The 14,124-nt window shown below is 48.7% G+C and carries 12 protein-coding genes; 11 read left to right on the forward strand and 1 reads right to left on the reverse strand.

The window, feature by feature from the left end:
• Positions 1–25: 25 nt before the first annotated feature.
• The 11 genes from rbfA to IE082_RS02605 all read left to right on the forward strand — a co-directional run bounded on the left by rbfA (position 26) and on the right by IE082_RS02605 (position 11,364).
• The gene (rbfA, locus tag IE082_RS02555; RefSeq protein WP_189491066.1) at positions 26–427 is read left to right on the forward strand and encodes a 30S ribosome-binding factor RbfA; all 402 of its coding nucleotides are present in this window, start codon (positions 26–28) and stop codon (positions 425–427) included.
• A gap of 9 nt (positions 428–436) precedes the next feature.
• Entirely contained in the window at positions 437–1,342 is a 906-nt protein-coding gene (gene truB, locus IE082_RS02560; RefSeq protein WP_229809676.1) for a tRNA pseudouridine(55) synthase TruB, read from the forward strand.
• 98 nt (positions 1,343–1,440) lie between these two features.
• Positions 1,441–3,267: a translational GTPase TypA gene (typA, locus tag IE082_RS02565; protein WP_189491071.1), complete on the forward strand. Its 1,827-nt coding sequence runs from the start codon at positions 1,441–1,443 to the stop codon at positions 3,265–3,267.
• 203 nt (positions 3,268–3,470) lie between these two features.
• Positions 3,471–3,749, forward strand: a complete 279-nt coding sequence (locus tag IE082_RS02570; RefSeq protein WP_189491074.1) for a GNAT family N-acetyltransferase — start codon at positions 3,471–3,473, stop codon at positions 3,747–3,749.
• A 45-nt stretch (positions 3,750–3,794) separates the two neighbouring features.
• A complete protein-coding gene (trpA, locus tag IE082_RS02575; protein ID WP_189491077.1) occupies positions 3,795–4,601 on the forward strand; it encodes a tryptophan synthase subunit alpha in 807 nt (268 codons plus the stop codon).
• Positions 4,602–4,814: 213 nt separating this feature from the next.
• The gene (gene accD / locus IE082_RS02580; protein WP_189491080.1) at positions 4,815–5,681 is read left to right on the forward strand and encodes an acetyl-CoA carboxylase, carboxyltransferase subunit beta; all 867 of its coding nucleotides are present in this window, start codon (positions 4,815–4,817) and stop codon (positions 5,679–5,681) included.
• A 61-nt stretch (positions 5,682–5,742) separates the two neighbouring features.
• Entirely contained in the window at positions 5,743–6,123 is a 381-nt protein-coding gene (locus IE082_RS02585; RefSeq protein WP_189491083.1) for a hypothetical protein, read from the forward strand.
• A 220-nt stretch (positions 6,124–6,343) separates the two neighbouring features.
• The gene (locus IE082_RS02590; protein ID WP_189491086.1) at positions 6,344–7,654 is read left to right on the forward strand and encodes a bifunctional folylpolyglutamate synthase/dihydrofolate synthase; all 1,311 of its coding nucleotides are present in this window, start codon (positions 6,344–6,346) and stop codon (positions 7,652–7,654) included.
• A gap of 24 nt (positions 7,655–7,678) precedes the next feature.
• Positions 7,679–8,434, forward strand: coding sequence for an SPOR domain-containing protein (locus tag IE082_RS02595; protein WP_189491089.1), 756 nt, complete (start codon positions 7,679–7,681; stop codon positions 8,432–8,434).
• Positions 8,435–8,551: 117 nt separating this feature from the next.
• Positions 8,552–10,075 carry an amidophosphoribosyltransferase gene (gene purF, locus IE082_RS02600; RefSeq protein ID WP_189491091.1) on the forward strand — a complete coding sequence of 508 codons (1,524 nt, stop codon included), beginning with the start codon at positions 8,552–8,554 and terminating at the stop codon, positions 10,073–10,075.
• Positions 10,076–10,125: 50 nt separating this feature from the next.
• Entirely contained in the window at positions 10,126–11,364 is a 1,239-nt protein-coding gene (locus tag IE082_RS02605; RefSeq protein WP_189491094.1) for a cystathionine gamma-synthase family protein, read from the forward strand.
• A gap of 43 nt (positions 11,365–11,407) precedes the next feature.
• On the opposite strand, the gene glnE is transcribed toward IE082_RS02605, so the two are convergent.
• Positions 11,408–14,074, reverse strand: coding sequence for a bifunctional [glutamate--ammonia ligase]-adenylyl-L-tyrosine phosphorylase/[glutamate--ammonia-ligase] adenylyltransferase (gene glnE / locus IE082_RS02610; protein WP_189491097.1), 2,667 nt, complete (start codon positions 14,072–14,074; stop codon positions 11,408–11,410).
• Positions 14,075–14,124 lie beyond the last annotated feature (50 nt).

The raw sequence follows: 14,124 nt of genomic DNA on the forward strand, positions 1-14,124 counted from the left end.
CTGCGTCTAAACTGGAATTTGGATTATGGCTAAAAAAGCCCCTACTGATCGCACCATCCGCATTGCTGAGCAAATCAAAAAAGATGTCTCGATTTTGATTGCCCGCGAACTGCGTGATCCGCGCGTTGGCTTGGTGACGATACAGGATGTGAAACTCACGCCAGACTATGCACACGCGAAGTTGTACTTCACTGTGCTGGGCAGTGAGTCTGCGGCTGTCACCGAAAAAGTATTGAATGATTCTGCAGGTTTTTTGCGTAATCATTTGTTTAAAATATTGCGTGTGCACACCGTACCGGCTCTGCATTTTGTGTTTGATGAGACTTTAGAGCGTGCGATGGATTTGTCGATACTCATCTCTGAAGCGAATCAAACACATTCGTCGGATGAGGACGAGTCTGGTGCTGATGCGCAGAAGGCGGATTGATTGAGCGTGGTGACTGAAAAAAAGCAACGCCGTGTCATTGATGGTGTTTTGCTGCTGCACAAGCCACTTGGGTGTTCGTCTACACAAGCATTGGGACGTGCCAAATGGTTACTCGGTGCGGTTAAAGGCGGTCATACGGGTACACTTGACCCGCTTGCTGATGGCTTATTACCGCTGTGTTTTGGTCATGCAACCAAGCTCGCGCATGATTTGTTGGATGCGGACAAGACTTATGATGCATTCATCGTACTCGGTCAATCAACGACCACGGGCGACGCTGAAGGCGAAGTGAATTTTTCGTCAAGCGATGTCATTAATCGTGAACAATGGGATGCGATACTGCCACAGTTCATGGGCGAGATTTCGCAAGTGCCGCCGATGTACTCGGCACTCAAAAAAGATGGTAAGCCGCTATATGAGTATGCGAGAGTTGGTGTCGAGATTGAGCGCGAAGCGCGGCAAGTGTCGATTTTGGATATGCAAACTCGCTCGTTTGACTATCCCTTTGTGACATTGAGTGTGACGTGTAGCAAAGGCACGTACATCCGTACGTTGGCCGAAGACATTGGCAAGGCACTTGGTGTCGGGGCGCATCTGCGTGGTTTGACGCGTACGGCGGTCGGAACGTTAAAGTTGGATGACGCGATGACACTTGAAGCGTTGGAAGCATTGCCTGAGTCGGAGCGAGCTGCGGTTTTAATGCCACTTGATGCGCTGATGCAAAATACGCCTGTGGTGCATCTCGATGATGCTACAGCGGCACGATTTGTGCAGGGGCAGAGACTGAAACTGAGCGTGGCGGATGCTGAATCGGTTCGGGTGTATTGGCAGCAGGTATTGATTGGCTTAGCGAGTGTGACACAAAACACACTGTCGCCGAGCAAGGTTTTGATGACGGCGTTGCCGCTCAAATGATTTTGTAGGGTAGGTCGTGTGCCTATTTTGCAGTTGCTGGTTTCGTCGCTGATGTTGGCGGCAAAAGCTTTAAATTTTTTTAAACAGAAAGTAATGTTATGACACAACAACGCGCACTGCGTAACGTCGCGATTATCGCCCACGTTGACCATGGTAAAACCACTTTGGTTGACCAATTACTCCGCCAGTCGGGCACATTCCGTGACAACGAAAAAGTTGACGAACGCGTGATGGATTCAAACGACATTGAAAAAGAACGTGGCATCACGATTTTGTCGAAAAACTGTGCGGTTGAGTATAAAGACACGCACATCAACATCGTTGACACACCAGGTCACGCCGACTTTGGGGGTGAAGTGGAGCGTGTGCTGTCGATGGTTGATGGTGTCTTGTTGTTGGTGGATGCGGTCGAAGGTCCGATGCCACAAACGCGCTTCGTGACGCGCAAGGCACTCGCACTCGGTTTGAAACCGATTGTTGTGATTAACAAAATCGACCGTCCTGGTTCACGCCCTGATTGGGTGATTAACGAGACATTTGAATTGTTCGATAAACTCGGCGCGTCAGATGAGCAGCTTGACTTCCCCGTGGTTTACGCTTCTGCGTTGAATGGTTATGCATCTTTGGATGACACCGTACGCGAAGGTAATATGGATCCCTTGTTTGATTCGATTATTGCCAATGTACCTGTGCGCGAAGCCGATGCGACTTTGCCGTTGCAAATGCAGGTCACGTCTTTGGACTACTCAACCTTCGTCGGTAAAATCGCCATTGGTCGTGTTGCACGCGGTCGCGTGAAAGCAGGTCAAGACGTGGTGTTTATGGATGGCCCAGATGATAAACCGAAAAAAGGCCGCATTAATCAAGTACAAAAATTCAAAGGGCTTGACCGCATCACTGTAAATGAAGCTGAAGCGGGTGATATTGTCATCATTAACGGTATTGAAGATTTAAATATTGGTACCACGCTGTGCGCAGTTGATACACCTGATGCTTTACCAATGTTGACGGTTGATGAGCCAACTTTGACGATGAACTTTATGGTCAACACTTCGCCGCTCGCTGGACGTGAAGGCAAGTTCGTCACCAGCCGCCAATTGCGTGATCGCCTTGAAAAAGAACTCAAATCAAACGTGGCTTTGCGTGTTAAGCAAACCGACGATGACACCGTGTTTGAAGTTTCGGGTCGTGGTGAGTTGCACTTGACGATTCTGATTGAAAATATGCGTCGTGAAGGTTTTGAAATGGGTGTTTCACGTCCGCGTGTGGTGCTCAAAGAGATTGATGGCGTAAAATACGAGCCGTATGAAATGTTGACTGTCGATATCGAAGAAGGCAATCAAGGCTCAGTGATGGAAGAACTCGGCCGCCGCCGTGGTGATTTGCAAGACATGCAACCAGATGGTAAAGGCCGTGTGCGTCTTGAGTATCGCGTGCCTGCGCGTGGTTTGATTGGTTTGCAGGGCGAATTCATGACCCTCACACGCGGCACTGGCTTGATGAGCCACGTATTTGACGCGTATGAAGTGTATGACCCGAAAATCGAATTCGCAGGTCGTCGCAACGGCGTATTGATTTCACAAGACGATGGTGCAGCAGTTGCTTACGCCTTGTGGAAACTGCAAGACCGCGGTCGTATGTTTGTCAGCCACAACGATCCATTGTACGAAGGTATGATTATCGGTATTCACTCACGTGACAATGATTTGGTTGTTAATCCGATTAAAGGCAAACAACTCACCAACGTGCGCTCATCAGGTACAGACGAAGCTGTGCGCCTTGTTCCACCGATTTTGATGTCACTTGAATACGCGGTTGAGTTCATTGATGATGATGAATTGGTTGAGGTGACCCCGAAATCTATTCGCTTGCGCAAACGCTACTTGAAAGAGCACGAACGTAAACGTGCATCACGCGAAGAGTAGATGGTCTTTATCATTTGACAAATGTCTATGAGTAAACGCATTGCACTGTGCTCGCACGGGCAATGCGTTTTGCTTTTGGCGTACTCATGAGAAATGATTTGAGCGACATGAATGCACGGCGCCAATAATATCCACGCTGCCTTACCGCACAAACTGTATCAAAAACTCAATATCAATGCGATGAATCAGTCATGGGGAAAAATATGAGCAACGTAAACTTCACACACAACGCTGATAAACAGCAGTTTCGTTTAAAAGTTGGTGAGCAGTTTGCCTTAGTTGATTATGTCATTCGAGATGATCGTTGGTATTTGACGCATTCGGAAGTGCCATATGAGTTGCGTGGTCAGAGTATTGGTAAGCAGTTGGTTGAACTGACGTTTGAGTATATTGAGGCGAACCACATCAATGCCATTGCTGTGTGCAGTTACATTAAACTTGTGGCTCAGCACAGTGCAAAATGGCGGATAATCATTGGTTAAATTATTTATACTCTTATTTTCCCTTTATTTTTTATCTAAGCATCTATGGCCCGTTTATCCCCTGTTTTAGCAGCAAACAAAGCTGCAAATCGCAAAAACCTTGTGACTTTTATCACCGCAGGCGACCCTAATTTAAGCGTCACACTGCAACTCATGCACACACTCGTCGAGTCTGGTGTAGATGTGATTGAGTTGGGTGTGCCATTTTCTGACCCGATGGCCGATGGCCCTGTGATTCAGCGGGCGAGTGAGCGTGCGGTGGCCAATGGCGTTGGACTAACTGACGTGCTGCAGCTCGTGCGTGAATTTCGTGTGACGAACCCCAACACACCTGTGGTGCTGATGGGATACGCCAATCCTGTGGAGTGTATGGGGCAAGAGACCTTCATCCAAAACGCCGTGGCTGCGGGGGTTGATGGGGCGTTGGTGGTGGATTATCCGCCTGAGGAGTCCACTGACTTTTCGGCGAAAGCCAGTGCTGCGGGGTTAAACGTCATTTATCTGGTGGCGCCAACCTCAACTGATGAACGCATGCGCGACACCGCAGCGGTTGCCAGTGGTTTTATTTATTATGTGTCGCTCAAAGGTGTCACGGGCGCTGGAACGCTCGATGTCTCTGATGTGGCGCAAAAAGTGGCGAAACTGCGCGAGTACACGGACTTGCCCATCAATGTTGGCTTCGGCATATCCGATGCCACCAGTGCGAAAGCCGTGGCGAGTGTGGCCGATGGCGTGGTGATTGGCAGTAAGTTGATTACCTTGGTTGAGGATGCTGTGCGCGATGGCACGGATGCTAATGCAATCATCAAAGCTTGGTTGAGTGGCATTCGTGTGGCATTGGACACACAGTAAGTTGAGGGGGCGATTTTTCTTCCCAAGAAAGCGATTCCCCTTACTTTTGGGAATCACCTTGGGTGGAGCAAAAAACGTTCTCCCCGTTTTAGGAATGGGTAAAAGTTCGGTGTTCATTATCAAAAGCAGACGTTCACCCGCCTAAATTACGATAAAATACGCCTTCATAAAAAACAGTTTTAGCTATGAAAAGCGTAAAACAAGGAGTTCGAGATGAGTTGGTTAGAAAAAATTTTACCACCGCGTATTCAGACGACGGAGTCAAAAAAATCAATGCCCGAAGGTTTGTGGGTTAAATGCCCTTCGTGTGAAGAGGTTCTGTACAGTGCGGATTTAGAAACAAATCAGCATGTTTGCCCTAAATGTGGTCATCATCTGCGTATCAAGGCGCGTGCGCGCTTGGATAAACTGCTTGATGCCGAAGGGCGCGTCGAAATTGGGCAAGAGGTCAAACCGATTGACACCTTAAAGTTCAAAGACAGCCGTAAATACACTGACCGCCTGTCAGAAGCGACCAAACAAACCAATGAGTCAGACGCGTTGGTGGTGCAAGCAGGGACGATTATGGGGCAAGATGTGGTGGTTGCCGCGTTTGAGTTCGAGTTCATGGGCGGTTCTATGGGCTCTGTGGTGGGGGAGCGATTTGTGCGCGGTGTGCGTCATGCGATTGAAACCAAATCGGCGTTCGTTTGCTTTACCGCTTCAGGTGGTGCGCGGATGCAAGAAGCCCTGATGTCGCTCATGCAAATGGCGAAAACCACTGCGGCGTTGACGCTGCTCGCGGACAAGCGTTTGCCATTCATCAGCGTTTTGACCGACCCAACCATGGGCGGGGTATCGGCGAGTTTTGCATTCATTGGTGATGTGGTCATGGCTGAGCCTAAGGCTCTGATTGGCTTCGCTGGACCACGCGTGATTGAGCAGACTGTGCGTGAGAAATTACCTGAAGGGTTTCAACGCTCTGAATTTTTGCTCGAAAAGGGCGCTTTGGACATGATTGTCAATCGCTTGGAGATGCGTGAGGAAATCGCGCGGGTGATCGCCTTGCTCAGACGACAGTCGGATTTGGGGTTTAGTTGAGTCAAGAAATTGCCGTGATTTTCACGGCAATTTACATTGAAAGTTAAACGTAAGTTTCAATATGTCTAAAAATCGTAAAGCGCGGCATAAGAAAAAAACCAAAGAGGTTGTGCGCGATGCAGTATACAGGGACAAGCAAGAGGCTCAAACAGCCTCTTATTCAACGCGCTCAAGTAATCGTATCATTACGAAAAAGAGCAAGTTAAATTGGGTTGAAAAGTCTCTCATAAATAGTGTCGGCGAACCTCTAATAGATCGTGCGCCTTTTATACCAGTCAATCAATGGTTTTTGTTGGGGCAGGGATTGCTTGGCACTGCTTTTTTTATCAAAGATGGCGATTGGGAGGGCTTATGGGTTATTTTATTCATCGCCCTTTCTTATTTATTCTTGGTTACTCCGATTAAATACAGTGTGATATTAGGGCCTTATGGTCGCTTATAGAATGGATCCAATTGACTGGGCGTGCTATTTTCTGTTTTACGTGCCTCTATTTTCACTTAGCTATCTTGTGATAATGGCTATTTCAATCAATTTTATATTGAAGTTGTTGGTGCAGTTTTATATTGAAGTTGTTGGGTTTTTCGTCATTTTTTCTGAACCTCAAACAAATTATGCGGTTGTTTTTGGTGGTTAGTGTCCACTTCTTAACATTTTTAAATTTATGTCATATTCATACAATCAGCTCTCTGACTGGCTCGCTCACTTAGAATCAGCTCACACCAAACCTATCGACCTCGGTTTAGACCGTGTGTTGACGGTAAAAAACCGTTTGGTGGCGAATCAGTCGCTGACATTGAATTATCCCATCATCACCGTCGGTGGTACGAACGGTAAAGGTTCGACCTGCGCATTTCTTGAGCAAATATTAATTGCAGCGGGCTATAAAACAGCCTGTCACACGTCACCACACATCATGGATTTTACTGAGCGGGCGCGTTTTGGTGGCGTTGAAGCCACTGAGGTGCAGCTTTTGCCTTTTTTTGAACTGGTTGAGCAAGCCTGTCAGCAAGCACCCGCCGTGTCGTTGTCGTATTTTGAATTTACTTTATTGGCGATTGTGTGCTGGTTTGATGCACAGCAACCTGATGTGGTGGTTTTAGAGGTTGGTTTGGGTGGGCGGCTCGATGCGGTGAATGCGTTTGATGCGGCGGTGTCTGTTGTGACGAATGTGGACATTGACCATGTGGGATTTTTGGGTGATACCCGCGAGGCAATTGGCTTTGAGAAGGCGGGGATTTTTCGGGCTGGGCGGCCTGCGATTTGTGCGGATGCAGAGCCGCCTGCCTCATTATTGGCTCATGCGCAAGCGATTGGGGCAGATTTAAAGCTGATTAATCGCGATTTTTCTTATTCGGTGGTGCAGGATGAGCAGCGCAAGCAATGGCGATTTAAGGGTGAATACACAACGCGCAATAGTCTGGCGATGCCAGCAATGCGTGGTGATTATCAATTGACCAATGCGAGTGCGGCATTGGCGGCGCTTGATGCTTTGTACGATGTGTTGCCTGTGCCACAGCAAGCTGTACGTTTGGGGCTGGCCAATGCCGTTGTTCGAGCACGTTTTCAGGTGTTGCCTGGTACGCCAGTGACGGTACTTGATGTGGCGCACAATCCACACGCTGCACGAGTTCTGGCGAAAAATTTAAACCAAATGGGTTATGCCCCTTACACGCATGCGGTGTTTGGGGCAATGGCAGACAAGGATATTGCAGAAGTGATGCGTATCATGTCATCACAGATTGATCATTGGCATTTGTGTGATTTACCCATTGAGCGGGCAGCCTCTGCCGTTAAATTGCATGAAATTTTGTTAAGCACTGGTTTTGTGCCAGATGATGACCATAGCGTGACTGAGCACGCGACAGTGGCCGCTGCGCTTACGCATTTGGCCACGAGTGTCGCTGCCAATGATAGAATAGTGGTGTTCGGCTCGTTCGTAACTATCGAGCAAGCATTTAAAGGGATGCAATAAAATCTCTCGTTTATTCAAAGGCTTATGATGTGGTTTGATAAAAAAGAAGACTCAGAACAACCAGCAAAGCGCCCAAATGCGCGTGCTCGTGGCGGTGACATGCGCAGTGAGCTAGGTCTTGGTGGAAGTGATTACGCTCAGTCTAATGCGCCGTCGCGGGCCACTCGGCGATTGGGTGTGAGTAAGTCTGTGACTCAGGATGCTGCTGGGCATACGTATAATGAAGATGTTTTGCTCAATGATTTAAAGGTGCGTGCGCGTCGTCGTTTGATTGGTGCATTGGTCTTACTTGCTGCTGCATTTGTGATTTTGCCGTGGGTGTTTGATGACAGTCGTAAGCAGACGGCGGCGGTGGTAAATGTTTCTGTGCCGGAAAATCAGGTGCAATTTGAGGTTCAAAATCCTCGGGTTGCCAATGAAGCGAGCGGCAGTGCGGACAATCTCAAACCTGTTAATGCTAAAATTGAGCCGAAAACAACAGAAGCCGCCACAGCCGCTGCTACCACGCCTCCTAAATCAGCTGAAACGAACACCACAGACATGGCCAAGGGGAAATTTGTGGTGCACATCGGCATCGTTTCAACCAAAGCCGAATTGGATGAGCTCAATAAGCGTCTCATTGCCAAAGGTGCGAAGCCTGTCACAGAGTCGATTACCGATGGCGGTGTGAGCAAAACCCGTGTACGACTTGGCCCCTTTGATTCGATTACTGCTGCACAGACAGCAGCAGATAAAATCAAAGGCGCGGCGAAAAATCCAATCGTGGTCGAAATCAAATAAACTCAGGCGGGCGCGAAGCCCGCCTGAAGTATTTTGCAAGTTAATATACGCTTATACACATGCTCGCAGTGTGTTTTATGTGCGTCCAAACGATTTTAAATTATCAATGAGGTTTATATGTGCGGTGTCATCGGCGTGGTTGCCACATCTCCAGTTAATCAGCTTATTTATGACGCATTGCTTCTTTTGCAGCACCGTGGCCAAGATGCCGCAGGCATGGCGACGGCGAATGGCAAACGGTTTTTCATGCATAAGAACAAAGGCATGGTGCGTGAGGTCTTTCGTACACGCAACATGCGCGATTTGCTCGGCAATGCGGGTATTGGTCATGTGCGTTATCCGACGGCGGGTAATGTCGATTCACTTGAGGAAGCCCAGCCGTTTTACGTGAATGCGCCTTATGGCATTGTGCTCGCCCACAATGGCAATTTGACCAATACGGATGATGTGCGCGATATTTTATTTCGCCTCGATAAACGTCACATCAATACTGGTTCAGACTCGGAAGCACTGCTCAACGTATTGGCACATGAGTTAGACCATGCGATTAAAAACACGGATGATCTCACACCCGATGTGTTTTTTGACGCGATGACGCAAGTGAACAAGCGCGTCAAAGGGGCATATGCCTGCGTCGGCATGATTGCGCGGCGTGGTTTGTTTGGCTTTCGCGATTTAAATGGTATTCGTCCGTTGGTATTGGGTGAGAAAACCGATGAGAGCGGTGCAAAACAATATATGCTCGCTTCGGAGTCTGTCGCACTCGAAGGTGTTGGGTTTAAAACTGTGCGTGATATCGCGCCCGGTGAAGCGATTTGGATTGGTTTTGATGGACAAATCAAAAGCCGTATTTGCGTGCCAGACGGGATGCAAGCGCGTTTGATTCCTTGCTTATTTGAATACGTGTATTTCGCGCGTCCAGACTCGACGATGGATGGTACGTCTGTTTATACGGCGCGTTTGGCTATGGGTGAAACGTTGGCGGATAAAATCCTCAGCGAGATGGACATTGCTGACATTGATGTTGTTATGCCCATTCCCGATACATCGCGTCCGTGTGCTATGCAACTCGCTATGAAACTCGGGTTGCCATACCGTGAAGGCTTTATCAAAAATCGCTACGTTGGTCGCACATTCATCATGCCTGGTCAAGAAACTCGTAAGAAGTCCGTTCGCCAAAAACTCACGCCTATGCCGAGCGAGTTCAAAGGTAAAAATGTTTTACTCGTCGATGACTCCATCGTGCGCGGTACCACCAGTCAAGAAATCGTCGCGCTCGCCCGCGAATCAGGTGCTAATAAAGTCTATTTCGCTTCAGCAGCCCCCGCAGTTAAATATCCGAATGTCTATGGTATCGACATGCCCACCCGCACCGAGCTCATCGCGCACGACAAAACCCCAGATCAAGTCGGGCAGATGATTACAGCGGACAAGGTGATTTACCAAGACTTAGAGGCTTTAGAAAATGCCGTGCGCAGTGTCAACGAAGGGCATTTGAGACAGTTTGATGCATCATGTTTTAATGGCCAATACATCACAGGTGACATTGACTTGGCCTACTTGGATGCGCTTGAGTGCGGTAAAAATGAAGCCAAAGCAGCGGCAGACTTACTTAAAGTCGGTGGGGATGATGAGCAGTAAGAATCGAATGTCAGTGTAAAATTTGTCAATTGCAAACAGCTAATTAATATATGAAAAATCTCCATCCCCAAACCCAACTTCTCCACTCTGACCGTCAGTTTGGCACAGAGCATGCTGCGAGTCACAAGCCGATTCACAAAAGTATTCAGTGGGCGTATCAGTCGGCGCAGGACATCGCAGATACATTTCAAAATAAACGTTCTGGTTATACGTATGCACGTGGTGGGAATCCGACCACGGCGGCACTCGATGCGCAGCTCAACATGCTTGAAGGGGGCATAGGGACTGTGACGTTTGCGACAGGGATGGCGGCGATTGCGACGGTGGTGTTGTCGTTGTTGAAGTCGGGCGATCATTTAGTGGCGAGTCAGTATTTATTTGGTAATACGACAAGTTTGTTTAACACGTTTTCGGCGCATGGTGTGTCGATTAGTTATGTCGATTCGACGGATGCGGCGTCGGTAGCAGCCGCGATTCAGTCGAATACACGCATGGTATTTGTCGAGACGATTGCCAATCCGCGCACACAGGTGTCGGATTTAAAAGGCATTGGCGATTTATGTCGTGAGCGTGGCATTGTGTATGTGGTGGATAACACGATGGCAACGCCAGCACTGCTTAAAGCACGTGATTATGGCGCATCGTTTGTGATGAATTCGTTGTCGAAGTCGCTTTCTGGACATGGTGCTGCCTTGGGTGGTTCATTGACGGATACGGGTTTGTTTGATTGGTCAAATTATCCGAATGTTTTTGAAGGTTATCGCAAAGGCGAGCCGAAAAATTGGGGCTTGTTGCAATTGCGCAAAAAGGGTTTGCGTGATATTGGCGGCGCATTATCTGCAGACTCGGCGCAGCAGATTGCGCTGGGTTTAGAAACATTCTTCTTGCGGGTTGAGCGTGCGTCGGCAAATGCACTAAAACTCGCGCAATGGTTGGCGCAACATCCCGCAGTGGAGCACGTCGATTACCCAGGGCTGCCGAATCATCCGCAGCATTTACGTGCGCAGCAGATGTTTGGTGCTAATGGTTTTGGCACGTTACTGTCGTTTACCGTAAAAAATGATGCAAAACACCCATTTGAGGTGCTCGATTCATTAAAATTTGTCATGATGTCCACGGGTTTAGGTGACAATCGCACGATGACGCTGCCCGTTGCCCAGACGATTTATGCAGAAATGAGTGCTGAACGTCGCGCAGAGTGGGGCATTGAGGATGGCTTGATTCGTGTGGCGGTGGGGATTGAGCAGATTGATGACTTAATTGCCGATTGGGAGCAGGCGCTGGCCTGAGATTGTATCGACTGCATAAAAAAACAGCTGCTGCAGCTGTTTTTTATTGTTTAAGCACTTCGTTCATCAGTTGTTTGACGGCATCAATATGAGTTTTCTCCTGATCTGGTTGTACTCTTGTTGCGTTGATGTTTTGTAAGCGTGAGGCGTGTTGGATGGCGCGATAGTGACGGTAGGCGTTGGCTGCGGCTTCGGCAGTCTGTGTGTTAATGAGTCCTGCTTCGGCAGCGCGACCAAGCAGCGCGATGTTGCCTTTGTTCTCGATGAGTTCGGGATGGTTTTGGCTGTTGAGCAAGACCAAGGCTTGGACACAAAACTCAATATCCACCATGCCGCCTATGTCGTATTTGACATCAAATAATTCTGTTGGGTTGGGGTGGCCATCTTTGATTTTTTGCTTCATAGCAAGTATTTCGCTGATGACAGTGTCGCGCTCGCGCGGTTGGGTGAGGATGGCGCGGCGTTCTGATTCAAACCAATCGCCTATGGGCTCAAAACCGACGCAAAAACGCGCGCGAGTGATGGCTAGGTGTTCCCAAAACCATGCGGATTCTGCCTGATATTGTTTGAACATTTTTAAACTGGTGACCAGTAAACCACTCGCACCGTTCGGGCGTAGTCGGTAGTCGGTTTCAAACAACACGCCAGCAGCCGTTGGTGCGGTGAGCCAGTTGTTTAAACGTTGGGCAAATCGACTGTAGATGTCGGCGGCATCCTGTGCCTCGTCATCGTACAAAAACACGAGGTCTAAGTCAGAGGCATAGCCCATTTCTTTGCCGCCAAGTTTGCCGTAGGCGATGATGGCGAAGTTTGGGGTGTCTTGATGGCGTTTGGCGAATGCTTGCCAGCAAAAATGTAGGGCTTGTTTGAGTAACAAGTCGGTTAAGTCGGATAGGTGGTCAGCGAGTTGTTCGACAGTCCATATGTCATCTAATTCTTGGGCGAGTAGGCGAAATATCTGAGCGTGGTGGGTTTCGCGTAGGATGTCCATTTGTCGTTCAACGTCACCTGTCGCATTGAGTAATAAATCGTGTAGCTGCGATGAGACCTGAGTCCAATCAGGTGGTGTGTGCAAGGTCGCAGGGCTTAGTAACTCATCAAGTAAAATCGGGTGTACTGTCAAATAATCTCCTGCCCAGCGCGAACGGATGAACAAAGTGATGAGGTATTCAAGGGCTTTCGGATACTCGACGAGCAGGGCTAAATAGCTTGAACGCTTGGCAATCGCATCAAGGAAGTTAAACACCCGCATGGCGTATTCGACAGGTATCGGACTGGGTTGTTGTGCCGATAAAATCTGTAAAGTGTGCATGACGAGCTGGCGATAGCGCATTTGGCTGCGTTCTGGTAACTGCGTGATGCGGCTGTCTGTGGATAGGCGTGCGAGAAACTCTTGCAGTGTGTTCGGTGTGTCGAAAGCAGCCAGTACGGCGGCATCGTCATCATTTTGTGGTTCGCTGCTGTGGGCGAGGGCGGTGTCGCTGACGGGTTCAAACAGTTGGTTGAATTGTTCGGCGACACTGCTCTTTAATTGATGAAGGTGTTCGCTCAGTGCCGCGAAATTTGGTAATTGCATCGCGTGAGCGAGCTTTTCCTGTACTTCGGCTTGGGTGGGTAGTGTTTGGGTTTGTGCGTCTTCGAAGTATTGGATGCGGTGTTCTAAATGTCGCAAAAAAGTATAGTGGGTGCTGAGTTCTGCGACTTTTTCGGCGGTGAGTAAGCTCAAGTGCCCCAACTCTGGCAACACAGCCAATGTAGCTTTTTGTTGCAAACTGGGTTGGCGTGCGCCTTTGATGATTTGAAACAACTGGACGATGAACTCAATCTCGCGGATGCCGCCTGTACCGACTTTGATGTCATGACCTTGTTTGGCATCGGCTTTGGTGCGGATTTTTTGGTGAACGTCGCGCAGCGCATCAATGGCATCGTAATCAAGATAACGGCGAAACACAAAAGGTGTAATGAGTTGCTCGAGTGAATCAGACGCTTGGCTAGGATTGATCAGGCGGCTTTTCAGCCAAGCAAACCGCTCCCACGTGCGCGCCTGCCCCAAAAAGTATTTTTCCAGCATGGCCAAACTCACGCACAGCGGGCCACTTGAGCCGTGTGGTCGAAGTCGCATATCAACGCGAAACACAAAGCCAAATTCCGTCACATCATCAAGCAGTTTGATGATTTTTCGCCCAAGTTTGTCAAAAAACTCGCCGTGAGACAGCTTGCGCCGCCCAGTCGTTTCACCCTCATGTTCAAAGACAAAAATTAAATCAATATCTGATGACACGTTTAACTCAGAACCCGCTAATTTGCCCATCCCCATGACCCACAGTGGCATGGGCGAGCCATCTTCGCGGAGTGGTTCACCGTGATTTTCGATCAGTGAAGCTCTTGCGACCGCCATGGCGTGCATCACAGCGGCATCAGCGAATCGGCTAATGGTTTGTGTAACGACCTTGAGTGTCTCAGAAGTGGGCGCATGAGTTAAATCGTACTCTATCAGCGCCATCATCAGATGGCTTCGTGCTATACGCAGTGCGACGCCGGCAATGTGTTCGGCGTCGTGGTGGCTCGGAGCATGTTGGGCGATGAGTTGTTCTATGTCATTTTTTAAAAGTGGCAATTGCACGGCGAGTGATTCGATGGTGTCAGGATGAACGCGACCGCTGGCGAATTGGCGGGCTGCGTAGTTTGAGTAATTTTGGGCTGATGACATGTTTTTCAATCGAGAAAATAATCGGTTTGTGGTATTGTAGCCTTTAAATG

The sequence above is a fragment of the Formosimonas limnophila genome (assembly GCF_014652675.1).
GTDB lineage: Bacteria > Pseudomonadota > Gammaproteobacteria > Burkholderiales > Burkholderiaceae > Hydromonas > Hydromonas limnophila.

What these genes read in the sequence shown, in the direction of transcription:
- IE082_RS02570 (WP_189491074.1), top strand. Translation starts at nt 3,471, where the DNA reads ATGAGCAACGTAAACTTCACACACAACGCTGATAAACAGCAGTTTCGT.
- IE082_RS02585 (WP_189491083.1), top strand. Translation starts at nt 5,743, where the DNA reads ATGTCTAAAAATCGTAAAGCGCGGCATAAGAAAAAAACCAAAGAGGTT.
- glnE (WP_189491097.1), bottom strand. Translation starts at nt 14,074, where the DNA reads ATGTCATCAGCCCAAAATTACTCAAACTACGCAGCCCGCCAATTCGCC.
- typA (WP_189491071.1), top strand. Translation starts at nt 1,441, where the DNA reads ATGACACAACAACGCGCACTGCGTAACGTCGCGATTATCGCCCACGTT.
- IE082_RS02595 (WP_189491089.1), top strand. Translation starts at nt 7,679, where the DNA reads ATGATGTGGTTTGATAAAAAAGAAGACTCAGAACAACCAGCAAAGCGC.
- IE082_RS02605 (WP_189491094.1), top strand. Translation starts at nt 10,126, where the DNA reads ATGAAAAATCTCCATCCCCAAACCCAACTTCTCCACTCTGACCGTCAG.
- trpA (WP_189491077.1), top strand. Translation starts at nt 3,795, where the DNA reads ATGGCCCGTTTATCCCCTGTTTTAGCAGCAAACAAAGCTGCAAATCGC.
- purF (WP_189491091.1), top strand. Translation starts at nt 8,552, where the DNA reads ATGTGCGGTGTCATCGGCGTGGTTGCCACATCTCCAGTTAATCAGCTT.
- rbfA (WP_189491066.1), top strand. Translation starts at nt 26, where the DNA reads ATGGCTAAAAAAGCCCCTACTGATCGCACCATCCGCATTGCTGAGCAA.
- IE082_RS02590 (WP_189491086.1), top strand. Translation starts at nt 6,344, where the DNA reads ATGTCATATTCATACAATCAGCTCTCTGACTGGCTCGCTCACTTAGAA.
- accD (WP_189491080.1), top strand. Translation starts at nt 4,815, where the DNA reads ATGAGTTGGTTAGAAAAAATTTTACCACCGCGTATTCAGACGACGGAG.